Here is a 22,565-nt window from a genome sequence, read left to right on the forward strand (position 1 = left end):
GGGGTAGTTACTGATGCCCTGAGTCCCGTGTCCCGACGTATTCAGCAAGGGCATCGAGGATGGGTACTTGCCCTTTCACCAGTTTGGTGCGCGCGTCGGACTCGCTGAACCATCTGGCATCATCGATTTCCGGATACTCCCGGACAACACCAGAACCTTTGGGCCATTCCAGCGGAAACGTGTTGCTTGTGACCTGCGCAGGTCGAAAGTCCGACTCCGCGGCAAAAGCGGTGATTAGCTTGCCCGACGGTTGCCTGAAGGCGCCCAGCTCAAAGTAGTCGGCCTGCGGCGCCGGCGTCCCCATTTCCTCGGCAAACTCGCGCAGCGCAGCCACCATGGGATCCTCGCTGTCGAGATAGATTCCTTTCGGAATCGACCAGGCGCGGGCGTCCTTTCCGGCCCAGAAAGGCCCGCCCATGTGGGCGACCCAGACCTCCAGGTGCCTTTCCGGGCTCCGCCGGTACAGCAAAATGCCTGCGCTGCGAACTGTCATGTGCCCTCCACACCCCAAGGCTATAGAGATTGCGGGTTCTTGTCCTGCATGGCGGCGTCCGGCCGTCACAGGAAGGCGTCCGGCCGTCGCAGGAAGAAGCGCTCAGTTATGCAAAGCCGCGTAGAGGTTGAGGCTTCCCGAGAACACGATCCATGAAACGCTTGGCAGCATCAGCACACGGGCAACCGTGCTGATTGGGCCAAAGCGCAGGACGGTGAGCATCGCCGTGACTGCGAGCGCAGCGAGCACCAGAAGCAGCGTCTCCGTCAAACGATGCGGCCCCTAATCGACCACGACCAGGGCGGTCCAGTAAGCGACGACGCTCCGGCGCCTCCCGGCGTCGTGATTTCGGCCGGCGCTGGACCGGATGGCGGGCAGGCGTCAGCCGCGGCGCCTCAGGCGCAGGGCCCGCAGCGCGGCGAGCGCGCCGGCGCCGGCAAGAATCCACGGCGCACCCACAATCACGGGGTCCAGCCATTGGTGGCTCAGGTCCGCGCGTTTCCGGCCGAACCTGGAGCCAATGCCGTGGCGGGAGAACTCGCTGAGCACGCCGGTTTCCGTGACCGGGTTGTCTGGGCGAAGGGTTGCGAACGAGCGGAGATGGCTTTCCCAGGCATTTACACGGTCTGCGGCCAGCAGGATCAGCCAATGCGCCGCCCGGCCTTCACTGTATGTGTAGGCGTACTTCCGCATCACGCCGGAGAGCCCCGAGGGAGGTGTGGACGTGCCGAACACGGGAGTGAGGAACTTGTGCTCGATGGACATTTCGCGCGGCCACCTTTCCGGCTGGCGCTCCGGAAAGTCCCAGTGGGCGCCGGTCTCGATGCCGGGTTGCTCCCGCGGATATGACGGCCGGTCCTTCGGGTCCAGATCCGCGCCCCATCCCGGGATCCGGGCGCGCAGTTGCTCTTGCGACTCCTTGGGCTGCGGCTTGCCTGCTGTATACGGCATGTCAGGTGGCTCCTTTTCGACGGGCAGCGCCCACTTCAACCGGGCAGCGTCAGCCGGCGTTGGGCACGATGAGGGGTTTGATGATGTTGTCGAGCTTGGCCGAGAACATGTGGTAGCCCTCGGCGATGTGCTCCAGCGGAATGCGGTGGGTGACTATGTCACTGGGCTTGAGGTAGCCGTTGCGGATGTGCTCGAACAGCCGCGGCCACTGCCGCTTGACCGGGCACTGGTTCATCCGCAGCGTCAGTCCCTTGTTAACGGCGTCGCCAAATTTCACCGCGCTGAACACTGGCCCGTATGCACCCATCACGGACACGGTGCCGCCCTTGCGTACCGAATCGATCGCCCAGTTCAGGGCTACCGGTGATCCGCCCTGCAGCTTCAGCTGTGAGGCAGCGACGTGCTGTATGAAGCTTCCGTCAGCTTCGGCGCCTACAGCATCGATCACGGCGTCGGCCCCAAAGTGGTCGGTGGCTTTCTTCAGCTGGACCACGATGTCGTCGTACTCCCGGAAGTTGTACGTTTCCGCGTGGGCGAAGCTGCGGGCCTTCTCCAGCCGATACTCCAAATGGTCGATCACGATGACCCGGCCCGCACCCATCAGCCATGCCGACTTCGCGGCAAACAGCCCTACCGGACCTGCGCCAAATACCGCCACGGTGTCACCTTCGGTGATGTCACCGAGCTGAGCGCCGAAGTAGCCGGTGGCGAGCGCGTCGGTGAGCAGCACGGCGTCCTCTTCGTCCATCCATTCGGGAATGAGCGACGGGCCCACGTCGGCGAAGGGGACGCGCACAAACTCGGACTGGCCGCCGTCGTACCCTCCGCAGGTGTGGGAGTAGCCGTAAATGCCGCCCACCGCCGTCGCATTCGCATTGACATTGTGGCAATTCGAATACAGGCCCCGCGAACAGAAATAGCACGAGCCGCAGAAGATGTTGAACGGCACCATCACCCGGTCCCCGACCTTCAGGTTCTGAACCGACGGTCCAACCTCATGGACCACCCCAACAAACTCATGACCGAACGTCATTCCAACACGGGTATCGGGCATCATGCCGTGATAAAGGTGCAGGTCGGAACCGCAGATGGCGGCGAGGGAAACCCGCACAATGGCGTCATTCGGATGCTCAATTTTCGGAAGGTCTTTTTCTTCAACGCGGACCTTATACGGCCCGCGGTACACCATTGCTCGCATGGATGCCCCTTAGGAGGATGTCTGCCAGAGGACACAGCGTTCCACCAGGAGCAGGCGGAGGTCAAGATCTTTCGGGAGACTGGTGTCATTTGTGCCTCGGCGCGCAGCCTCCCGGTTAAGCAGGAGCCCATTGACGGCCTAAGCAGGAGCCTATTGACAGCCGCCAGACACCGACCTATTCTACAACCAAATGGTTGTAGATCAGCTGGGTGATGCGGAGCTTGACCGCCTGTTCCAGGCGTTCGCCGATGGCACACGTCGGGACATCATGCGCCGGGTGGCAGTGGATGAGTACTCGGTCTCCGGCCTCGCTGGCCTCTACGCCATGAGTTTCGCCGCCGTTCAGAAGCATGTGGCGGTATTGGAGCGCGCGTCTCTCGTCTCCAAGGAGAAGCGCGGAAGGGAGCAGATCGTGCGGGGCAATCAGGAAGGACTGGAAAAGGCCCGGCGGCTGCTTGATGAGTTCGAAGCGATCTGGCGGCAGCGCGCCGAACGGATTGCAGACATCCTCGCTGAAGAATAGGAAGTGGTTCCGCAATGACGGTTATCAGTTCGACCAAGAACGTTGACGCACTGAGCTTCACCCTCGTCGCCGAGTTTGACGCCAGTGTTGAGCGTGTCTGGCAGATATGGGAGGACCCGCGGCAACTGGAGCGGTGGTGGGGACCGCCCACCTGGCCCGCCACCTTTGAGAAGCACGAATTCACCCCCGGCGGAGAGGCTTCCTACTACATGACCGGCCCCGAAGGTGAAAGGGCCGGCGGCTGGTTGCGGATCACAGACATCCAGGCACCAAACCGCCTCGAGTTTGACGACGGGTTCGCCGACGAAAATGGTGCACCGGTCGACGCCATGGGTACAACGCACGCATCCGTGATGCTTGAGGACATCGGCGGCCGCACGCGGATGACAGTGAATTCCGTCTTTGAGTCCGAAGAACAGATGGACAAGATGTTGGAGATGGGCATGGAGGAGGGGATGCAGGAGGCCGCCGGCCAGATCGACGCCATCCTCGCAGAACACTCTCACGCCTGATCAGGGGCGCGCAGCCGCTAAACCCTGGCTATCCGTTCGATGTCTTCCAGGAATTCCTTCACAACTGGTTCGGTGACGGTGGCGCGGGTCCCTGCGATGGCCTGCAGGTAGTCGCCGGTGGTGAGTGTCTCGTCCTCCGGCACCGGCTGCAGGGCATCGACAGCGCGTTCGAGGGCCTGCTGCGAGGCTTTTCTGGCCGCAAACTCGATGTCCGCGGGGGAGAAACGCTCGCTGGCCAGGGCTAAGGTATCCAGATCGATGTGCGGTGACACGGCCGGCGGAATGTAGCGGTGCCAGATGGCTTTGCGGGCGTCCAAGTCCGGCGGGCCGATCGGAATCACGTAGTCGAAGCGGCCGTGGCGGAGGAAGGCCTTATCCAGCGAGCGGATGAAGTTGGTGGCGCAGATCAGCAGGCGGCCCTCCTTCTCCCTGAATGCCGGAATGATCTTGAGGAGTTCGTTCGTGACGCCCTGGAGCGCTGACGTTGCTTCCCCGGTTCGGGCGGAGGCGATTTCTTCGACTTCGTCGATGAACACGACGGCGTGTTCGAGGCGGCTGATTTCCTGAAAAACCGCACGCAGGGCGCCGGCGAGGCCTTGGGGGTCGGAGGCGAGGCGGGACGGAAAGACTTCGACGAAAGGCCAGTCGAGGCGCGAAGCCACGGCCTTGGCGAAGGTGGTCTTTCCTGTGCCGGGCGGACCGAACAGGACCACGGATCGCGGCGGAGTCACGCCCAGGGACTTGGCAAGTTCGGTGCGGGCCAGCGGCAGGATCAGCCGCTGTTCGATCAGGTCCTTCTCGCGCTGCATGCCGGCCAAGGCACTCCACAGCCCGTGGGGGAGAAGCCGTCCGCCCAACTGGCTCAGGGGTTCCATCTCCCGGGGCTGGAGCGGGATAGTCCGCTCGAAGTAGTGCAGGTCCTCTTCCACCCGGTATTCACTGTTGCGGAAGGCGCGGACCCTGGTTTCGGAGGCAGGCAGGAGAGCGGAGATGCCCCGTATGCCCTGGCTGGTGAGCCTGTCCTCCATGCCCGCCAGGAGAGCGCTTCCCAGCCCCTGTTCCCGCCACTGCCGGTCTTGGGCCAGCAGGATAATCCAGGCACGGCCGTCGTGGATTCGACATGCTGCTGCCCCGACGACCGTTCCTTGTCTCGCGGCGACCACGGCCACTCCATTGGAGCAGGCGTCGATGATCTCGGAGAGACTGTAGACGGGGTGCGCACCGGGCGTCCTCGAATCCTGCCAGACGCTGATGAGCTGGTCGAGGTCGTCTGCTTGAAAGTCGCGGACGCTCCAGGGCTGGGTGCCGGGTCTGGCTCCCGTTGATGTGCCTGCTGCGGTTGCTGCCGGTGCCGTCATCTCAGTCAGTCTCGGGGCAGGCGCAGTAGAAGCAGTCATCACCGGCGCTGCAATCCAAATCCTCTGACGGAAGGACTGGAACGGCGGACCGCTGCTGCAGGTCGCTGGCGGGGGTGGAAGTCAGGGTAGTCATGGATCCGTCGCCTTCAGATAGGAGTCAACGGCGGAAGCTGGAGCGGGCTTCACGTCGTCGTGATTCCTGTCCAGTATGAAAGGACAATCGCATAAGAAAAAGCGATGAGATCCGAACGTTAAAGGTCAGTAAAGGCGATGGTTCCTGCAGTGCGCGTCATGCCGTGGCTGACCTGTTGCAGAGTTGAAAAATGACGACGGCGGGAAGCATCCCGCCGTCGTCATTTCTGCCTTCTAGCGCGTAACGTCCTCGAAGGTCGGGGCGCTGCGGTTCAGGCTGACCGTGAAGGTGTTGGGGCCGCTGCACGTGACCGCAATACTGTGGCGCGGAGCGTTGGTCCGGGCGGAAAGGTCGTGCACGACGGTGTCCAGTGTGTGGTCGAGTGCGGACCGGTCCCAGATCTTCAGCGTTACGGAGTCAGTGGTTTCGAACGTCATTATTCGGTGCCTCATTCATGATTCGGTTGTGGGCTTTGCCTCGGCGCGAAGCCCGGAACAGGTCAATCCGGAAACGGTCGGAGACCTGTGAAGCTCAGCTGAGCTCACTGGTGCGGCCTCGTTGCATCCACCAGATCGGCTTAATTTTTCTTCGGTACCCAGCCGCGGGGTCTCCTGTGCGAAGAGGAGCACCAGGGCTGCGTCCAGCGCGGAAATCGGATTCCGCACCGGCCTTTCCATGATGCCCGGCGGGATGCTGGCGGCTCAAGCGGATGTGCCAAGTTTGCGGGTGAGACTCATCACAGGGTCGCGGCAGGCCCGGGAATGCAGGGGTTTGGCTGGCTGATTGCCTGCAACCTCATGCATACCCTTGAGGTCGATGGGTGCGAAAACGGACCCTGCCCGTGCTCTTCCCGCAGATAACACCGGCTCCTAAGCTGTCGGTGTGGGAATGTCGCTGCTTTTCGGCGTGGTGGCTTCGAGCGCACTAATCGTGGGCGCTCTCATCGGCGTTCGTTTTGAGTTGCCAAAGCGGCTCCTGGCAATCCTGCTGTCCTTCGCCGCCGGTGCACTCATCACTGCTTTGAGCTTCGAGCTGTTCGAGGATGCGTACCGGCAGGGCGGGATCTGGCGAGCCGCGCTGGGGCTGCTCACCGGGGCGGTCGTCTTTACATCCCTGAGCGCACTGCTGGACCGCTGGGCACAGCCCGGTGCCGGGGCAACACCGCCAGACGAGTTCCAGGGAAGCGCGAAACTGGACACGGATGCCGCCGCCGCTGAGAAGGCAGCGGGTTCAGTGTCCACCCGCGGAGCTGCCGGTATGGCACTGCTGGCCGCGGTAACGCTTGACGGCGTGCCGGAGAACGTCGCCCTCGGTGTGGCCCTTGGGGAGGGTACCGGCGGCCTCGCCCTCCTCGCGGCCATCTTCGTGTCCAACCTGCCGGAAGCCCTGGTGGGCGCTGCATCCATGCGCAGCCAAGGCAAGTCCCCCGGAGCCGTCATGGGTCTGTGGGCCGTCTGCGCAGCACTGCTCGTGGCCGCCGTGGTGGTGGGTGCCGGCCCCCTGTCAGGCGCTGAGCCGGAAACCATCTCCCTGCCGCTGGCCTTCGCGGCCGGGGCAGTCATCGCCTCCCTCGCAGACACTCTGATGCCCGAGGCCTACGAGCACGGCGGGCCGGCAGTTGCCCTCAGTACGGCGGCGGGCTTCGTGCTCTCGTTCGTGCTGTCACTCGCGTGACGACCCTCGCGGCAGGGATGTAGGAGTTCCACTGGTGTTCCCTGCCAGTCCTTGTGAGCAGATGGATACAAGACTGAAACGCCGCGTCGACGCCATGAAACATGCCGTGGCTACGCTGATTCCTATCGAATAACGGCCAACTGCGGGTCAATTTGGAAGGAATAAGCCATGCTTTGGAACACCCTGAACCTGTTTTTCAATTCCCAGCTCAACGACGGGAATTCCCATTCAGGGGATGCTCAGTCGAACCCTGAATTTCCGAAGGGCCAGCTCACGTCCACGGCCTGGGAGGGCTGGTGGGACAACCCGGCGCAGGCCTGACTGGACGCGGACTGGATAACCGACTGGACGCGGACTGAATAACCGACTGGACGCGGACTGAATAATCAGTGCGGCAACAGTCGGGACGGGTGGTGCGGCCGCGCCCGGAATTCATGCAGTGACGTTCTGACGTGCCGTCCCAGCTTTCTCAGCGGACGCAGTGCCGCGACCGTGGCAAGGAGGCCCAGCAGTCGCAGCACTCCCGCCAGGAGGAGCAGAACGACAACGGTGATGATGGCAGGCAGGAACAAGATGAAGATTGCGATCATCGTGACGAGGTAACCGGATGCGAAATTTACGAGTGACACCTGATCCACGTGGACTCCCATTAGCGGCCGACCGTGCATTAACGGCCCCGACCGTGGCGCTGTGTGCCGCAGGTTCCCCCTGCAGTCCTGGGTAACGCAGTCCCCGGCCGGTTTCCCGGCCGGGGACCACTTTGCGGGAGGGTTGGTCCGCGCGCTGCTGCTGCAATATGCGCTACAAGGCGCTGTGGCGTCGCATATACTAACCGCCCCAAGAGGCAGCGTTAGCGTATTCCGGCTTCCCGTCCCGGTCCATTAAGGCGTGGGTCTGTTTTCGCTGTTTCTCCTTCGCCCCGATCCCATACTGTCAAGCCTTGTGTTGCCAGTGGCCCTCAACATCGCACACCCCCTGTGATCGCCGTTGATCCGATGTATGTTCTGCTGATACAAGTTTTTATAGCACCGCCCGGGGCGGCCGACAAGGGCAATGTTGGCCCACGGTCGGCTTTACGGGGCAATGCCCAGCTGTGGTCAGGCGTCTTCGCGTTGCGGATTTTCCAACCGGAAAAAGTTGGACTGCTGCCCGTCGCTGCGCTGTTCCTGATATATGAAATTCAGGCCGCGTTCGTCGAAGGTGGCAAACCACTCGTCCCAGCTCACATGCCGCAGGTTGGCGTCCTCGCCTCCGAAATCTATTCTCAGTACTCCGAGGTGGTCACCGTGTTCCGTACCCTCTACGGTGGCGGGAACACCGTCGCGTTCTTCAGCCCACTGCCTGATCACCTCATGATGTGTGGTGACGAGGCTGCGGCCTTCACGTTCGGGTTCGTCCTCCGTTGAGGTCACCTCCTGAGAGTACTCCAGGGACTTCGAGGAGTCAGGCCCACGGCGGACCCTCCCGCCGTCGGGTCCGGCCCCCAGGTCCTCAGCATCAGAATCCGGGTCCCCGCTGCCGGCGCCCGCCGCGCCGTTTGCGGACTTGGCCTTCGCCACTTCCTGGACAAGTTCCTCCTTGCGCATGTTCGAGGCTCCGCTGATTTCCTCGTCGCGGGCCTCCTGCCGCAGTTCGTCCACTCTCATCTCACGGAGTCCAGTTTCACTGACATCCGGCGTGTTCGGCGTCTCGTTTCCCTTGTTCTCGGCCATGGCGATTCCTCTCATTCTGAAGGAGTTGCAGCAAAACGACTAATAAGGTTACTTATTATCTATCTCGTGCCTTGGCAGCTTTGTCAAGGTCTTCAGTGGTCGGTTCGCTGGGCGATATTTGGGAGTCGGGATACACCTTCTCCGGCCGGTCCCCGTAGTAGCGGGTGAGCCACCGGCAGAGACCATCCAGGCCCGGAAACAGGACGCGCTCGGTGACGTTCGCCTGATCAAGATGGTTTCGGATCGCCCACTTGAGCTGTGCCGGGATGACCACCTTCCGGCACACTTCCGGATGGTTCTCGAACCAGCGTGCCAGCGACTCATCAGCGCCGGTCATGATGGAAAACACGGCGGACTGATTGATGATCCTGTCGTCCAGGGACGGCGGTTCGAAGAAGAGCGGGGCTCCGGGGGAGCCGGCGGTGTACTCGTCGAATTCGGCAAGCGTCCCGGCCGCCGCCTGCAGGATCTCGGTGGTGAACAGGCCGTAGTCCAGCGGTTTGACCCGGCTTCCCAGGGCTTCGGGAAGCAGCACATGCGCCGCAACATAGTCCACACACCAGATGACGCCCGAACGTGAATAGGAAGCAGGATCCGAGGTTGCAAAGTGCAAGGCAATGTATGGAGAAAAGGTCCAATCCAGCAGGCGGGTTGGCAGTCCGTGATGCTGGGCAAGACTGAGCCAGTTCCAGATGGAGTCCCCGGGAGCGGCATCGCGGTGGGCGTACTTCCGGAAGTTCCGCAGCAGGTGTTCCTCCAGGGCGGCGGTTGATCCGTTCTGGAGCCGGGCAAGACCGGTCTCCAGTTCGTAGTCCGCTGTGGACAGGCCGCGGTAGGCGATATTCATCCGGTACTTGGATTCGGACGGCTGCCAGTCATCCTGGGTAAGCACGGCAATCAGTTCTTGCAGGTCTTGAACAACAATTTCCCGGACGGCTGCCATTTCCCCGACTCCTGGATTTCCTGCCCAACGCAAAGGGTCCACGCAGAGGGACCACGACCTCCTGCTCGATCGCTGTGCTGTCCACTTTAGGCCGGGCGGGAACCATGCGAAAGCGGCCGGGAAGCCGTGCACCCGCTGCCGGCCGGACATCACCGGTACCTCACCTCCGCTATTATTTGGATATTTCAGGCGCCCGGGAGGCTCGGCGCGCTGCTGCCGGAGTCCGAAAGGTGGAGATGATCAGTTGAACAGAGCTGCGAACAAGGTTTACGTCCGGGACGCCCTGACCATGGCGGAGGGGAAGCTCCGAGCGAGGGGAGGGGCCTCCAGGATTACGTGGATGGTCCTGGGCATCGTGGCTGCCGCGGTCACGGGGGCCGTGATCGTCTGGCAGGTCGTCGACCACAGCGACGAGCCGGACGCTGGGCCGGACAAGGAGCCCAACGCAGAACACATGTAGGAGGTTCAGCCTCTCAAGGCACATCTGGGGAAGAAGCACGACGGCGGGACTGCCTCCCGCCGTCGTGGTTTTCCGCGCTCGGGCGCTATCAGGTGAACAGGTAGCCGCCCGGCTGAATAATCGCGTACTCACCTCGGATCCGTCCCGCAGTGCGCGACCCTACTGTTAGGGAATGAAGTGGCCGGGCAGGTGCAGACAGCATGACAGGTCTGTGTACGCCGGACTGGGCGCCGCCACACCACTGCCCGAAGGACGGATCAGGCGATGAAACATCCGATGGCTAAAGTTCCAGCCGCATCTGGACCAGGCGCCGATGAAGAGGACGTATCGGCCGGCCCCGCCACTCCGCCGGCACCACTTTCGTCAAGTCCTGCGGGTAACGACGGACAGGAAACAGGGGATTCCACCGGAGTCGTCGGCCCGGACCGCGCCAGGATAGGGAACTGGCCAGACCCCATGTAGGGGCTGCGGATTGGCGTTGAAAGGCAGCCGGGCCGTCGGAATACTGGAAGCCAGGGCAGGATCCAGGGCTGAAAGCGGTGACGATGATGGGCGGCGGGGCATCCGAGGAGTTCAGGCGGAGGATGGAACGGCTGTCGGAGCTGCGTGCCGCAAGGGGTGCGGGCATCACTGCCGAGGAAGAGGCCGCGCTTGACGCTGCTGAGGAAGAGGAGCGGCAGAAACGCCGGAAGGTCTCCGACTCGGCGAGAGCCGAATACCTCATCCGGGATGCCATGGCCCAAGGGAAGTTTGACAACCTGAAATACGCCGGCAAACCCATTCCCGGGCTGGGAGAGCGGTACGATCCCGACTGGTGGGTGAAGGGGCTTATCCAGCGTGAACAGCTCTCAGGTGTGGGACCGAAAGCCATCCTCCTCCGGAAGGAGGACGCGGAGTTGGATGCCCGGCTGGATACGCAGTACTCCGAGAAACAGGTACGGGACATGGTCGAGGATTTCAACGCGCGCGTCATCGAAGCGCGGCGCCAGCTTCAGGGCGGCCCGCCGGTGATCACCAAGACCAGAGACCCCGATGCCGAGGTGCAGCGCTGGCGGAAACGCCGCGCCTCCGCCGCTGCAGCCCGCGCTGAAACACCCGCTGAGCCCGAACCCAGGAAATCGTGGTGGCGGCGTCTCTGGACAGGTGAGTCCTAGACAGGTGAGTCCTAGGGCCGGTCCTCCTAAGACCCGTCCCGGTCCCGGCCCTCGGACAGCCAGTGCGGCTCAAATTCAGGATGGTCGGAATACGGCAGAGCCAAGGCATTCAGCGACAGGGTGGTCCATTCAAGAGCCTCAGGAATCCACTGCGTGCCCTCGGCGTACGGGTTGCTCACGAACGCCGCCAGGGCTGTCTGCCGTGCGTTCTCGACGATGCCGATGATCCTGCGTTTTGCCGCGCACTCCAGCAGGAGCCGCTCCTCGTACCACTGCGCAGACTTGGACAGCGTCTGGTCGCGGAGAAGGCGTCTGGCCGCGGCCTCGTCCTCCGCAATGCGCACGGACAGGAATTCGACGATGTCCACAATCTGAGGGTACGCCTGGCCGCAAGTGCGGACAGGCGGCTACTGGGGGGAGTCTCCGTCCCCGCTGCCTGCAAGAGCCGGGACGGAGAGGGGAAGGTAGTAGGCGGAGTGGTAGCGGCTGCCATCACCGGTCACAACCCATGCCGACCCCTTTCGGACGCGGAAGCGCTTGTTCAGGACAGTACGCTCGTGACGGCTGAGGTGGGCGAGGATACCTGCCATGATGTCCTCGTGGGTGCACAGTACCGTGCCCTTCCCGCGCAGCTGCCCCACCAGGTCGAGCGTGGCCTCCAGGCTGCCTCCGGCCAGGTGGTCTGAAGGCTCCACTTCGAGGGACTCCCGACGCGCCAATTCTGCGACCGTGCCGATGCAGCGGGGAGACGGCGCGGACAGGACACGCTCGATTTCGAACATGGATCCCAGGGCAGCGAGCGACGTGTCAGCAGGTCCGTTGACCCCCAACGGTGCGGTGTTACCTGTACCGCCGTTACCTGTACTGCCCCTATCGTTCCTGATGATGTGGGCCCCGCGGACGAGCAGCAGCATCTTTTCCCGTTCCGGCACGGGACTGGCCCCTAGCTGCAGGTGTAGCTGAGTGCCCAGCGCCACGATCGGGGGTCTGTCCCGCGGCTCAGTCACCGTCCGCAGCGCCGCCGGCAGTGAAAGCCAGCGGATGGCGTCCACCTCCTCATTGGCGGTGAAATGCCCCGATTCGGCGGCCGCCGCCCAGTAGCGGATCGTTTTGGTTCGGTTCTTGCTGTCCTCATACCGGATCGGCGGCAATTCCGCGCCGAGGCGGCATTCAAACCCGGTTTCCTCCCGGACCTCCCGTGCCGCGCATTCTCGGCCGGTTTCCCCGGGTTCTGCTTTGCCTTTGGGGATGGACCAGTCGCGGTGACGGGGGCGATGGATCAGGAGCACCTCGACCGCCCCTTTGGGCCCAATACGCCAAGGCAGTGCGCCGTAGGTGGGCAGCTTGGTCTTACTCATACTCTTGCCTCCGTCTGCATGCTTTGAGCCCGTACCGGGGCCATGGCCGGAATAGCGGGTTCCTGGGGGTGCTGAATTTCATCGAGCCGGCTGTACAGGCCGCCCGCTGCGACCAACTCTTCGTGCCGGCCGCTTTCGATGATCCGGCCATGGTCGAGGACGTAGATCCTGTCGGCACGCTTGAGCGTGGAAAGCCTGTGGGCGATGACGATCACGGTGCGTCCGGCCATGAGCCGGTCGAGCCCGTGCATGACGTACTGCTCGGAGATCGCGTCCAGGCCTGAAGTCGGTTCGTCGAGGATGACGATTGGTGAATCCCGCATGAGCGCGCGGGCTATCGCGATGCGCTGGCGTTGTCCGCCTGAGAGCGTGACGCCCCGCTCTGCCACCGGCGTGTCGTATCCATGGGGCAGATCGCGGACGAACTCGTCCACGTATGCCGCCTCTGCTGCTGCGAGCACCTGCTCCCGGGTGGCGCCTTCGCAGCCATAGGCGATGTTGTCGTAGATGCTGCCGCGGAACAGGATGGACTCCTGCAGAACCATCGAAACCTGTTTGCGGACAGAGGGAATTTGCAGCTTCCGGACATCAGTCCCGTCGAGCAGCACGGCCCCCTCGGTGACGTCGTAGAGCCGCGGAATCAGACTCACAAGGGACGATTTTCCGGCACCCGTCGGACCCGTAATGGCCACCAGGCTCCCCGGTTCCGCCTTCAGGCTAATCCCGCGCAGGACGTCCCGCTCCTGATAGCCGAAGCTGACATTCCGCAGCTCCATTCGTCCAGTCAGGCGCGGGGCTGGAACAGCGCCCGGTGTGTCCGTTATGGCAGGAGCGGTGTCCAGGATTTCCTGGATGCGTTCAGCGCTCGCTTGGCCGCGGCTGATCACGGTGGTCAGTTTCGCCAAGGATTTCATGGGCGCATACATCGCTTTGAGGTAGGCGATGAAGACAAGCAGCAGGCCCAGTGTCATGCTTCCGTCCAGCACTCGCTGCGCCCCGATCCACAGCACCAGTACGGTGCCCAGTGTGGCAATCACGTCCACCAGGGGAGAGAACATCGACTGCAGCCTGATGACCCTCAGGCCCGCATACATGCGGCCGTCGTTCCGGACCCGGAAGGCCTCCTCGTGATGCCTTTCGCTCGTGTACGTGTGCATCACCCGAACGGAAGCGAACGTCTCGGACATGGCCGCAGCGATGTCGCTGTCCTTGCTGCGGGCCTCCCTGGAAGCGCTCTTGATGCGCCTCCGGTACACAAGGACGGTAACGAACATCAGCGGAGCAACCGCCAAGCCGATCAAGGCGAAGGTCGGGTCCACGAGGACGCAGATAGTGGTGATGAAGCCCAGAATGAAAACGTTTGGCAGCAGCACGGAAAGCATGGACACCATTAGGGAACGGACGTAATCCACGTCCGTGGTGGTCCGGGTGACGAGGTCGCCCAAGCGTTGTTTGTCATGGAACGACAGCGACAGGCGCTGAAGGTGCACGAAGACATCCGCCCTGATGGTCGCCATAGTCTTCTCACCGACGCCGTTGAGCAGCCGGGTGCCCAGATAGTCCGCAGCGGCATTCATCACCGTCAGGACGAGCAGCGCCGATGCGGCCAGCAGCAACAGCTGGAGCGGGCCGAGGCTGCCGAGGCCCAGGAACTCCGGCGTGGTTTCCGCGCCCGATTTGCCCAGCGGCTGCAGAACATCATCAACAATGATCTTCATAGGCCAAGGCAGCGCCACTTGCAGTGCTGCCACGAAAATAATCAGCAGCGCACCGCCCCCCATTGCCCAGCGGTGTGGAGCAGCCGCCTTCCGGAATCGCCAAAAAGTGCGAAACATTTGTCCCCCTCATAGCCCCGTAGCCCGGGTAGGCCGTTCACGTCTTTCTTGTGCCGTCAACTATCGCTGGGCGAGCTTGGGGAAATAATGTCGGAGCTTGGGGAAAACCTATTCACCGACGATAAACCTGTAGCCCGCAGGAAGAATGACGTAGCCAATCAAAAACTGGGGGCTTACAACCGCGCTTTCACGGGCTACGGTTTCACTGAGGGACAATTCCTTCCGCATGCGGCGAGCAAAGGAGTTCTCATGGGAGGCGTGTGGCTTCGCACGATCAGCCACAGTATGGTCCGTGCGGACAGGGTCACCGAAATCGCGTCCTCCCGTGGCTCAGTTCACGAGGAGACGGGTTATTCCCTGAAGGTGGTGGTCGACGGCAAGGCCCACATCCTTGTCGACAACAGCACCCTTCCGGGCACCATGGAGGAAAGACTCGCGCATGCCCAGCAAATGCAGGATACGCTGCTGGCCGCGATCGATGCAGCCAACAGTGAAAGCACCTCCGTTGTGATCAGTCACGAACCGGACGGCGAGCGGTGGATGCTGGCTGCGACGGCTGACCTGGCCGGCGAACCGGCCACTTAGCGGTCGCTACCGGGCGAGGGTGCTATCGGGTGAGCCCGTTATTGGGCGAGGCCGCTGGCATCATCCGGCCGGACGAACTCGCAGGAACCGTGATGTCGTTCGGGCAGGATGCACGTGCGGCCCGTGGCCAGATGCACGTTGCCGCAGCGGCCTGCCCGTGCCACGTCCTCGCGCACGTGAATGCTTCTGAGGTCCGGCCGTTCATCGGCGCGCACGGCTTGCAGGGAATTTTCTGAGGCGCTTTTTTCGTGATGGTTCATGCCTCGTGACTCCTCATTGAGTGGCTGCCCCCAGCAGCAAAGGCCAGTCAGGTGGATGCTGAGACGTAACTTTCACTCGCGCGGATTACCCCCGCGGGTTACGGCCATATTAGAACCTGCAGAAGATTCTGTCTGCTGCCAATTCCTCAGTGGTTGCAGATGCTTACGTGACCGGCCGTTCCGGGGAGTCAGCGCCTTCGGCCGGATCCTGCGAATGCATGCGGATATCTGTCGGATCAGCGGTCTCATCCCCTTCGGCAGGAGCCTCGCTGTGGATGCGCGGCATCCCTTCCAGGTTCTCGGTCATGACTGCCGCTCCTATGCTGGTGCCGTTCGGTGCTTGCGGGCGCCACTAACCATCTAGCTCCCCGAGTTCGCCGGCTGTCAAGAACCCGGGGCCGCTGGCCGTGGCAGTTTGTCTGTGCTGGACTGTGCATCCAGCTGCGCCCTATCCAGCTGCGCCCTATCCAGCTGCGCCAAGATACCGCAGCCGCGGTTTCCGCGGCAGTACCGCCCGGACCACTTTCCGGATGAAAGGAGGCCGGCGCACACCCGCCGGCTGTCAGGGTTCAACCCAGAGGTGTTTGGCGACGACGGCGAAGTCAGGGATGAGTCCACGGCGGCCTTCCTGCGCCGAGCCACTGTAGGGAGGAGTACTGCGCGTTCGTCCAGCGCGTCCTGGCCGCCAATGCGCCCGGGGCACATTGGCGACCTGGACCGGACGCCCAGAAACTTGCCCGCTAGCCGTCAGCCGCTACGGCACCGGCTGGGAATGGCACGCCCAGGCGGTGGTACTTTTCGAGCCTCCGGGGAAGGAGCTCTGCCACTCCGGACGCTGAGAGCGCAGCAAGTTCGTATTCGATGGCCTGTCCCATCCGTTGGCAAAACGCCCGGCCTTCGAGGGCCGCGTCGGGGCGCTCGTCCACAATGTGTTCCACCATGCCGTGCGCGTAGAGCGAGGCGACGTTGACGCCCTGCGCCTCGGACATGGCGGGGGCGAAGTCGGTGCTGCGGTGGACGATGGCGCTTGCTCCCTCGGGCGGCAGCGGGGACAGCCAGCCGTGCTGGGCGGCGATGGTGCGGTCGGCCGGGAACAGGGCCAGGGCGCCGCCTCCGGTGCCCTGGCCCAGCAGCACCGACACTGTGGGCGAGGTCAGGCCGATCAGATCGTGAAGGGACCGGGCGATCTCGCCGGCAAGCCCGCCCTCCTCGGCCTCCTTGGACAGTGCTGCACCGCCGGTGTCAATCACTGTCACCAGGGGAAGGCCGAGCTCCTCGGCCAGGCGCATGCCGCGCCGTGCCTCGCGGAGTGAAGCCGGCCCCATCGCCGTCTGCTGGGAGGGCCGCGGCCGGGTGTGGCCGATCACCACGCAGGACTTCTGTCCGAAGCGGGCCAGTGCCAGGAGCAGTCCGGGATCCTTTTCGCCCTGGCCTGTTCCGTTGAGGGGAAGCACGTCGCGGGCTCCGTGCGCGAGGAGCTGCCGGAGGTCGGGGCGGCGCGGGTTGCGGGAGATCTCGATGGATTCCCAGGCGCCGGAGCCGGACGGCCCCACGGACAGCGTCCTTGGCGGACGGACCTGAGCGTGCGGTCCCGCGACCAGAATGCTCAGGGCGCGGTCCACGACGTCGGACAGCTGCCAGGGCGGGACCACAGCGTCCACGAGTCCCTTGTCAAAGAGGTTTTCGGCGACCTGGACGTTCTCGGGAAAGGGCGAACCATGCAGCGCCTCATACACCCGCGGACCCAGGAATCCGAGGAGGGCGCCGGGCTCGGCCACGGTGATGTGCCCCAGGGAGCCCCAGGAGGCCATGACGCCGCCGGTGGTGGGGTGGCGCAGGTAGACGAGGTAGGGCAGTCCGGCCTGCCGGTGGGCCCGGACCGCCGCGCTGATCTTCACCATGGAGAGGAACGCGATGGTGCCTTCCTGCATGCGGGTACCGCCCGACGCCGGTCCCGCCAGGAGGGGCAGGCCCTCCCTGGTGGCGCGTTCGACGGCGTTCACGATCCGTTCGGCTGCGGCGAGCCCGATGGAGCCGGCCAGGAAACGGAATTCGCTGACGATGACGGCTACCCGCCGGCCGCGGATAAGCCCTTCACCGGTCAGGACGGATTCGTCCACGCCGGTCTTTTCCCGGGCAGCGGCCAGCTCCTGCCGGTACTCGGGGGCCGGGTCGGGGTCCGCCACCGGGGTGTCCCAGCTCTTGTAGGAGCCGGGATCGAGCACGGCGGTGATGAGTTCGGTGGCATCCAGGTGCCGGGGCTTCTGCTGCGTCAGGGTGCTCACCGGCCCTCCCCGGTAGAAGCTGCGGCTCCGGCAGTGGCTGAAACCCCCGCGGAGGCTGCGGCATCGGCGGGAACCAGGCCGAGCCATTGCCGGATTTGCGCTCCGTCCTGGTCCAGCAGCGGCGGGGCGGTGTGGCTTTTGAGGGTGGTTTCCGCGGTGTCCGCGGCGGTGAAGAAGCGCAGCGGCGGGCCCGGGAGGCTAACGTTGCCGAGGAGTTTGTGGTCGACGTCGATCACCAGGCCCTGTGAGTGGACCTGCTCCCATTCGTAGACCTCGTCCAGGGTCCGGACCTTGCCTGCCGGGATTCCGGCCTCGTTCAGTTTCGTGAGCAGCGCTTCCGCCTCGTAATCGGCGAAGACGCGTTCCACCTCTTCGATGACTTTCTCCCGGTTCCGCACCCGGTCGGCGTTGGAGGCGAATTCCGGACGGCCGGCATCGATCCCGAAGGCCGAGGCGAAAGCGGCCCACAGCTTCTCGCTGCCCACGCTGATCTGCACCCGGCCCTGCCGGCAGTGGAACAGGCCGTAGGGCGCGATGGACGGGTGGTGGTTGCCCTGGGCCTTCGGGACCTCGCCGGCGACGGTGGCCCGGGTGCCCTGGAAGGCGTGGACCCCGATCAGCGCCGCGAGGAGTGAGGTCCGCACGATCTGGCCCTGGCCCGTCCGCTCGCGCTGCAGCAGCGCCGCGAGCGTGCCGAACGCCCCGTACATGCCCGAGAGCAGGTCCGCGATGGGCACGCCCACCCGCTGCGGGTCATCGGGCCCGGAACCGGTCAGGGACATCAGCCCGGCCTCGCCCTGGAGGATCTGGTCGTAGCCGCTGCGCCGGGACTCGGGCCCGTCGTGCCCGAAACCGGTGATGGACAGGACCACCAGCGAAGGGTTCAGCGCGTGCATCTCAGCAGCCGAGAAACCGAGCCGGTCCAGGACCCCGGGCCGGAAGTTCTCGATCACCACGTCCGCCCGCTCCAGCAGCTCGCGCAGGACCGTCCGGCCGTCATCACTCTTCAGATCCAGTGCGATCGATTCCTTGTTGCGGTTGCACGACAGGAAATAGGTGGCCTGGGGATCATCCTCCGGGCCGACGAACGGCGGCCCCCAGCCGCGCGTGTCGTCTCCCGTGCCCGGGCTTTCCACCTTGATGACCCGCGCGCCGAGGTCGGCCAGCATCATTCCGGCATGCGGGCCTGCCAGCGCGCGGCTTAGATCCACCACGAGGTAGCCGGAGAGGGGACCCTCGGCCGGTGTCATTGATTCGGTGCTCATGGGTTTTCCTTACTTTGCTGTTTGGGCTTGGTGCAGGGGCGGGCGCGCAGTAGCCGCGCTACATCCAGCCCGGCACGACCATGACGAGCCAGGCGACGGCCGGTCCTACAGCAACGACGACGCCGCTGTAGGCCAGGATCTGCTTGTAGAACTTGTCCTTGTCCACGTCCTCGGGGGCGTTGGCCAGTACCAGGGCGCCGTTGGTGGAGAAGGGCGAGACGTCAACGATGGTGGAGGCAACTGCCAGGGCGGCGATAACGCCGACTGCGCCGATCTCGCCGCTGGCCAGGAACGGAACCGCCAGCGGGATGAGGGCGGCGAGGATGGCGGTGGAGGAGGCGAACGCCGAAACGATGGCACCGATGTAGCAGATCAGCAGCGCCGCCAGCAGCGGCATGCCCAGCTGCGCCACGCCGTCGGAGACGAACTTGATGGTGCCTGCTTCCTCCAGGACGCCTACGAAGGTCAGCATGCCGCAGATGAGCAGTACGGTGGACCAGCTGATCTTGTTCACGGCTCCCTTCTGGGCGGCAGGGGACACGAGGGCAAGGACGATGGCGATCGTGATGGAGACGAAGCCGACGTCCACCTTGAAGCCGAGGGAGATGACCGCCAGGGCAATCAGTCCGGCCATGGTGACGAGCTGGGCGGCGTTGGCGCGGGCACCGTGAGGACCTACAGTGCTGTCACCGGCAGCTGAGGACGAAGATGCCGCGGAGCCGTCAGAGGTGCCCTTGGCTGAGCCGCCGGCGGTCGAGATGTCCGAACCGGAACCCTGCAGGGTGGCGCCGGCCGCGCGGGCGCCGACACTGACGGACATCCGGGTCTCGGCGGCCTGCTCAACCAGCCGGCCAGCCTTGGTGGAGCGGAACCTGGTGCCGGCCAGCACGACGGACAGCACCACGGCGATGGCGAGGTTGAAGATGAAGCTGGCCAGGAAGATCGCCACGGGGCTGGCTTCCAGATCCGTTTTGGCAATGATGCCGTTGACCGTGACGCCGTATACGGCAATGGGGGAGAAGCCGCCCGCCTGTGCGCCGTGGATGACCATCATGCCCATCATGAGCGGGTTGATCTTGTGCTTCGCGGCGAAGCTCAGCGCTATGGGCGCGATGATGGCGACGGCGGCGGGAGACAGGGCGCCCACTGCGGTGATCAGCGCGGTGATGGCGAACATCACCCAGGGGATGAGGGCAACTTTGTTGCCGACCAGTCGGACCGCGCCGCGCACCAAGAGGTCAATGGTGCCGTTGTTCTGCGCGATCGCGAACAGGTAGGTGACGCCGACGATGGTCAGGAACAGGCCGCCTGGGAAGTTGGCGAGGATATCGCTGGTAGACATTCCGAGGAAGACCGATCCCAGCAGGAATGCGCCCACGAAAGCCAGGGCGCCCATGTTGAGGGGCAGCACCGTGGCCAGCAGGAACATCACCGCCAGGACGATGATGGATAGGACGGGAGCGGACATCTTTGTGCCTCCGGATCGTGAATTGGTGTGACGTGGCTTACTGGCTCACTGGCCTAGCCTCCTAGACACTAGGAGACTTTGTCAATAGTTCTCCGGTAGGCTAGGGCCTAGGATGTCGCGAGGAGGACGGGTCATGCCGAAGAAAACAGCTACACAACAGATCTCGCGCGTCGCAAGGCCGCGGCTCTATGAGCAGCTGGTGGAGCAGCTCATGGACTTCATCGAGTCGGCCCAGTTGGGCCCTGGGGACACCCTGCCGGCAGAGCGTGACCTCGCCGAGCGGCTGGGGGTGTCGCGGGCAACGTTGGCCCAGGCGCTCGTGGCTCTGGAAGTGCTCGGCGTCATCGATGTCCAGCACGGGACAGGCGCCGTGCTGGTGTACCGCCCGAATGTCCCGTCCGTGATCAAAGGACTGCGCGAGCACCGCAGCAGGCTTCCGGAAATTGTTGAAGCGAGGAGCACCCTTGAGGTGAAGCTGGCGGAACTTGCCGCCGCCAGGCGGACCGCTGCGGACATGAAGGCCATCGACAAGGCGCTGGACGCGATGGCCGAGGAAGTGGCCTCCGGAGATAAGGGGGCACGTGGCGACGAGCTGTTCCATCAGGCGGTCACCGCGGCCGCGCACTCCGCTGTCCTCGCCCAGCTCATGACCTTCATCGCCGGAATGATCCTCGAAACGCGCCTCGAGTCGCTCGGACAGCCGGGCCGGCCTGAGCAGTCGCTTGCGTCCCACGGGAAAATCGCCGATGCCATCCGGGCCCAGGATCCCGCGGCGGCAGCGGCGGCGATGCTGGAGCACATTGACCTCGTCTCCGACGTTGCCCTCCTTAAGCAGTCATGAAGCCGTTTCTGTTGCTCGCGTCGAGGGCAGAGGATGTTGCCGCCGATGACGAGTACGAGGCCTATCTGCGGTACGGAGGGCTGGAACCGTCGCAGCTGAAGCGGATCCGCATGGAGCAGGGCCCGCTGCCGGAGCTGGACCTGGACGACTACTCAGGGGTGATCGTTGGCGGCAGCCCCTTCACCTCCAGCGATCCGCCGGAGAAGAAGTCGGAGACGCAGCAACGCGTGGAACGGGAACTCGCGGCACTGCTGGACCGCATTGTCGCCGAGGACTTCCCGTTCCTCGGTGCCTGCTATGGCGTCGGCACCCTTGGTTTGCACCAAGGGGCGGTCATAGACGGGACGTACGGGGAGCAGTTGGGCGGGGTGACCATCAGCCTGAGCCCGGAGGGGCTGGAGGATCCGCTGCTGGCAGGGCTGCCGGCGCAGTTCACTGCCTTCACCGGCCACAAGGAAGGCTGTACAACCCTTCCCTCCCATGCGGTGCTGCTGGCGAGCTCGGAGGCCTGCCCGGTGCATATGTTCCGCATCAAGAAGAATCTGTATGCGACGCAGTTCCACCCGGAACTGGATGCGGAGGGCCTTGTAACGCGGATCGACATCTACCGCCACGCAGGGTATTTCCCGCCTGAGTCCGCCGAAGAGCTGATGGCTGCCGCCCGCACCTTCACCGCCACCGAGCCGATGAAGATCCTGCGGAACTTCGTCAAGCTTTACGCCAGCGATCACTGACGGTAACGAGTCACTGCCAGCAGGGGACGACGGCGGGTGGTCGCCCGGCGTCGTCCGTCTCCTTGGGGCACCTGGCAGTCAGCGGCCAGCCCGGTGGTGAGTTTTTTGCCCATTGACTTCGGGACCGCGAGGGCTAGCGTTGTACTACGTCAATACCGACCTGTTACATGTGCGTACTGGGGGCAGCCGCATACCCGCGAAATGTTTGCGCAGCGAGGCTACAGCCGAGAGTCCGCAAACCCTCAGCTTGTCTCCACCCGGAGTTCCCACCATTCAAGGTCTCACCCTAATCCCAGGCAGTGTCATGACAGCCAACTACGTTACAGCTTTTTCAGTAAAATCATTCGACGTTCCGGATAAAAAGAGGCACCCGGATAAGGCGCAGGTGGATCTCGTCAGCGTCAACGACTATTCCGTCGCCCGGCTCATCCTGGCCCCCGGCTGGCGCTGGTCTGAAAGCTCCCAGCCCACGGAGAAGACGGATTTCTGCCAGCACAACCACCTCGGATTCTGCATCTCCGGAACGTTGGAGATCACCACCCCCGACGGCCTCACGAAGATCATCCGCGCCAACGACATCTACGCCATTCCTCCCGGACACGACGAATGGGTGGTGGGTTCCGAACCTTTCGTAGCTGTCGAGTTCCTGGGCGCGGCCTCGTTCGGCAGGGTCTCAAGCCACGGACAGCACGCCCGCATCTGACCCCCATGCGGCCAGCAATCCTGCGCATGCCGTCCGCCTGCCGGACAGAGTGCAGCGTACACCGGTGTTTTCCGCAGTATTCCAAGCATTGGCGAAGGAAATGGCAAGGGTAGGAGTTCC

At 63.9% G+C, this 22,565-nt stretch carries 28 protein-coding genes; 10 read left to right on the top strand and 18 right to left on the bottom strand.

Annotation, left to right across the window (positions count from 1 at the left end; all coding sequences use genetic code 11):
* Positions 1-7: 7 nt before the first annotated feature.
* The 4 genes from M1E01_RS03130 to M1E01_RS03145 all read right to left on the bottom strand — a co-directional run bounded on the left by M1E01_RS03130 (position 8) and on the right by M1E01_RS03145 (position 2,642).
* The gene (locus M1E01_RS03130) at positions 8-493 is read right to left on the bottom strand and encodes an NUDIX domain-containing protein (protein ID WP_457973651.1); all 486 of its coding nucleotides are present in this window, start codon (positions 491-493) and stop codon (positions 8-10) included.
* 102 nt (positions 494-595) lie between these two features.
* Positions 596-763, bottom strand: coding sequence for a tryptophan-rich sensory protein (locus tag M1E01_RS03135; RefSeq protein ID WP_457973652.1), 168 nt, complete (start codon positions 761-763; stop codon positions 596-598).
* Between the two features lie 111 nt (positions 764-874).
* Positions 875-1,444: a hypothetical protein gene (locus M1E01_RS03140; protein ID WP_457973653.1), complete on the bottom strand. Its 570-nt coding sequence runs from the start codon at positions 1,442-1,444 to the stop codon at positions 875-877.
* A 49-nt stretch (positions 1,445-1,493) separates the two neighbouring features.
* Positions 1,494-2,642 carry a zinc-dependent alcohol dehydrogenase gene (locus tag M1E01_RS03145; RefSeq protein WP_457973654.1) on the bottom strand — a complete coding sequence of 383 codons (1,149 nt, stop codon included), beginning with the start codon at positions 2,640-2,642 and terminating at the stop codon, positions 1,494-1,496.
* 190 nt (positions 2,643-2,832) lie between these two features.
* On the opposite strand from M1E01_RS03145, the gene M1E01_RS03150 reads away from it, so the two are divergent.
* Complete coding sequence (locus M1E01_RS03150) at positions 2,833-3,165, top strand: ArsR/SmtB family transcription factor (protein ID WP_457973655.1); 333 nt, start codon at positions 2,833-2,835, stop codon at positions 3,163-3,165.
* Positions 3,166-3,179: 14 nt separating this feature from the next.
* Positions 3,180-3,677 carry an SRPBCC family protein gene (locus tag M1E01_RS03155; protein ID WP_457973656.1) on the top strand — a complete coding sequence of 166 codons (498 nt, stop codon included), beginning with the start codon at positions 3,180-3,182 and terminating at the stop codon, positions 3,675-3,677.
* A gap of 17 nt (positions 3,678-3,694) precedes the next feature.
* On the opposite strand, the gene M1E01_RS03160 is transcribed toward M1E01_RS03155, so the two are convergent.
* The 3 genes from M1E01_RS03160 to M1E01_RS03170 form a co-directional block, all read right to left on the bottom strand.
* Entirely contained in the window at positions 3,695-5,035 is a 1,341-nt protein-coding gene (locus tag M1E01_RS03160; RefSeq protein WP_457973657.1) for an ATP-binding protein, read from the bottom strand.
* Position 5,036: 1 nt separating this feature from the next.
* Entirely contained in the window at positions 5,037-5,168 is a 132-nt protein-coding gene (locus M1E01_RS03165; protein ID WP_457973658.1) for a hypothetical protein, read from the bottom strand.
* 233 nt (positions 5,169-5,401) lie between these two features.
* Positions 5,402-5,605, bottom strand: a complete 204-nt coding sequence (locus M1E01_RS03170; RefSeq protein WP_457973659.1) for a hypothetical protein — start codon at positions 5,603-5,605, stop codon at positions 5,402-5,404.
* A 445-nt stretch (positions 5,606-6,050) separates the two neighbouring features.
* On the opposite strand from M1E01_RS03170, the gene M1E01_RS03175 reads away from it, so the two are divergent.
* Positions 6,051-6,842: a ZIP family metal transporter gene (locus M1E01_RS03175; protein WP_457973660.1), complete on the top strand. Its 792-nt coding sequence runs from the start codon at positions 6,051-6,053 to the stop codon at positions 6,840-6,842.
* Positions 6,843-7,010: 168 nt separating this feature from the next.
* Positions 7,011-7,163, top strand: a complete 153-nt coding sequence (locus M1E01_RS03180) for a hypothetical protein (protein ID WP_457973661.1) — start codon at positions 7,011-7,013, stop codon at positions 7,161-7,163.
* Positions 7,164-7,228: 65 nt separating this feature from the next.
* Here M1E01_RS03180 and M1E01_RS03185 read toward each other — a convergent pair whose 3' ends face one another.
* The 3 genes from M1E01_RS03185 to M1E01_RS03195 all read right to left on the bottom strand — a co-directional run bounded on the left by M1E01_RS03185 (position 7,229) and on the right by M1E01_RS03195 (position 9,497).
* Positions 7,229-7,480, bottom strand: a complete 252-nt coding sequence (locus M1E01_RS03185; RefSeq protein ID WP_457973662.1) for a hypothetical protein — start codon at positions 7,478-7,480, stop codon at positions 7,229-7,231.
* A 459-nt stretch (positions 7,481-7,939) separates the two neighbouring features.
* Positions 7,940-8,554, bottom strand: a complete 615-nt coding sequence (locus M1E01_RS03190) for a Rho termination factor N-terminal domain-containing protein (protein WP_457973663.1) — start codon at positions 8,552-8,554, stop codon at positions 7,940-7,942.
* 55 nt (positions 8,555-8,609) lie between these two features.
* Positions 8,610-9,497, bottom strand: a complete 888-nt coding sequence (locus M1E01_RS03195; protein ID WP_457973664.1) for an FRG domain-containing protein — start codon at positions 9,495-9,497, stop codon at positions 8,610-8,612.
* A 244-nt stretch (positions 9,498-9,741) separates the two neighbouring features.
* On the opposite strand from M1E01_RS03195, the gene M1E01_RS03200 reads away from it, so the two are divergent.
* Both M1E01_RS03200 and M1E01_RS03205 read left to right on the top strand, forming a co-directional pair.
* Positions 9,742-9,957 (top strand): hypothetical protein, encoded by a 216-nt coding sequence (locus tag M1E01_RS03200; protein WP_457973665.1) that lies wholly within the window; start codon positions 9,742-9,744, stop codon positions 9,955-9,957.
* 584 nt (positions 9,958-10,541) lie between these two features.
* Positions 10,542-11,111, top strand: coding sequence for a DnaJ family domain-containing protein (locus M1E01_RS03205; RefSeq protein WP_457973666.1), 570 nt, complete (start codon positions 10,542-10,544; stop codon positions 11,109-11,111).
* A gap of 26 nt (positions 11,112-11,137) precedes the next feature.
* On the opposite strand, the gene M1E01_RS03210 is transcribed toward M1E01_RS03205, so the two are convergent.
* From M1E01_RS03210 to M1E01_RS03220, 3 genes are read right to left on the bottom strand one after another with little or no spacing between them, the layout of a single operon-like run.
* A complete protein-coding gene (locus M1E01_RS03210) occupies positions 11,138-11,479 on the bottom strand; it encodes a DUF6221 family protein (protein WP_457973667.1) in 342 nt (113 codons plus the stop codon).
* Positions 11,480-11,518: 39 nt separating this feature from the next.
* Positions 11,519-12,469, bottom strand: a complete 951-nt coding sequence (locus tag M1E01_RS03215; RefSeq protein ID WP_457973668.1) for an NUDIX hydrolase — start codon at positions 12,467-12,469, stop codon at positions 11,519-11,521.
* Positions 12,466-14,187, bottom strand: a complete 1,722-nt coding sequence (locus tag M1E01_RS03220) for an ABC transporter ATP-binding protein (protein ID WP_457973669.1) — start codon at positions 14,185-14,187, stop codon at positions 12,466-12,468. Before M1E01_RS03220 ends, M1E01_RS03215 begins: the two co-directional genes overlap by 4 nt.
* 366 nt (positions 14,188-14,553) lie before the next feature.
* On the opposite strand from M1E01_RS03220, the gene M1E01_RS03225 reads away from it, so the two are divergent.
* Positions 14,554-14,889 (top strand): hypothetical protein, encoded by a 336-nt coding sequence (locus tag M1E01_RS03225; protein ID WP_457973670.1) that lies wholly within the window; start codon positions 14,554-14,556, stop codon positions 14,887-14,889.
* Between the two features lie 38 nt (positions 14,890-14,927).
* On the opposite strand, the gene M1E01_RS03230 is transcribed toward M1E01_RS03225, so the two are convergent.
* The 5 genes from M1E01_RS03230 to M1E01_RS03250 all read right to left on the bottom strand — a co-directional run bounded on the left by M1E01_RS03230 (position 14,928) and on the right by M1E01_RS03250 (position 20,167).
* Positions 14,928-15,149 carry a hypothetical protein gene (locus tag M1E01_RS03230; protein ID WP_457973671.1) on the bottom strand — a complete coding sequence of 74 codons (222 nt, stop codon included), beginning with the start codon at positions 15,147-15,149 and terminating at the stop codon, positions 14,928-14,930.
* Between the two features lie 163 nt (positions 15,150-15,312).
* Complete coding sequence (locus M1E01_RS03235; protein ID WP_457973672.1) at positions 15,313-15,456, bottom strand: hypothetical protein; 144 nt, start codon at positions 15,454-15,456, stop codon at positions 15,313-15,315.
* A gap of 433 nt (positions 15,457-15,889) precedes the next feature.
* Positions 15,890-17,434, bottom strand: a complete 1,545-nt coding sequence (locus tag M1E01_RS03240; protein ID WP_457973673.1) for a carboxyl transferase domain-containing protein — start codon at positions 17,432-17,434, stop codon at positions 15,890-15,892.
* A complete protein-coding gene (locus M1E01_RS03245; protein WP_457973674.1) occupies positions 17,431-18,699 on the bottom strand; it encodes a CaiB/BaiF CoA transferase family protein in 1,269 nt (422 codons plus the stop codon). The genes M1E01_RS03240 and M1E01_RS03245 overlap by 4 nt, the downstream gene beginning before the upstream one ends.
* 58 nt (positions 18,700-18,757) lie before the next feature.
* Positions 18,758-20,167, bottom strand: a complete 1,410-nt coding sequence (locus tag M1E01_RS03250; RefSeq protein ID WP_457973675.1) for an SLC13 family permease — start codon at positions 20,165-20,167, stop codon at positions 18,758-18,760.
* Positions 20,168-20,300: 133 nt separating this feature from the next.
* On the opposite strand from M1E01_RS03250, the gene M1E01_RS03255 reads away from it, so the two are divergent.
* The 3 genes from M1E01_RS03255 to M1E01_RS03265 all read left to right on the top strand — a co-directional run bounded on the left by M1E01_RS03255 (position 20,301) and on the right by M1E01_RS03265 (position 22,445).
* Entirely contained in the window at positions 20,301-21,008 is a 708-nt protein-coding gene (locus M1E01_RS03255; protein ID WP_457973676.1) for a FadR/GntR family transcriptional regulator, read from the top strand.
* Complete coding sequence (locus M1E01_RS03260; RefSeq protein ID WP_457973677.1) at positions 21,005-21,742, top strand: glutamine amidotransferase; 738 nt, start codon at positions 21,005-21,007, stop codon at positions 21,740-21,742. The genes M1E01_RS03255 and M1E01_RS03260 overlap by 4 nt, the downstream gene beginning before the upstream one ends.
* 304 nt (positions 21,743-22,046) lie before the next feature.
* On the top strand, positions 22,047-22,445 hold the full coding sequence (locus tag M1E01_RS03265) for a cupin domain-containing protein (RefSeq protein WP_457973678.1): 399 nt from the start codon (positions 22,047-22,049) through the stop codon (positions 22,443-22,445).
* Positions 22,446-22,565: the final 120 nt, after the last annotated feature.

It is taken from the genome of Arthrobacter sp. D1-17, assembly GCF_054130535.1.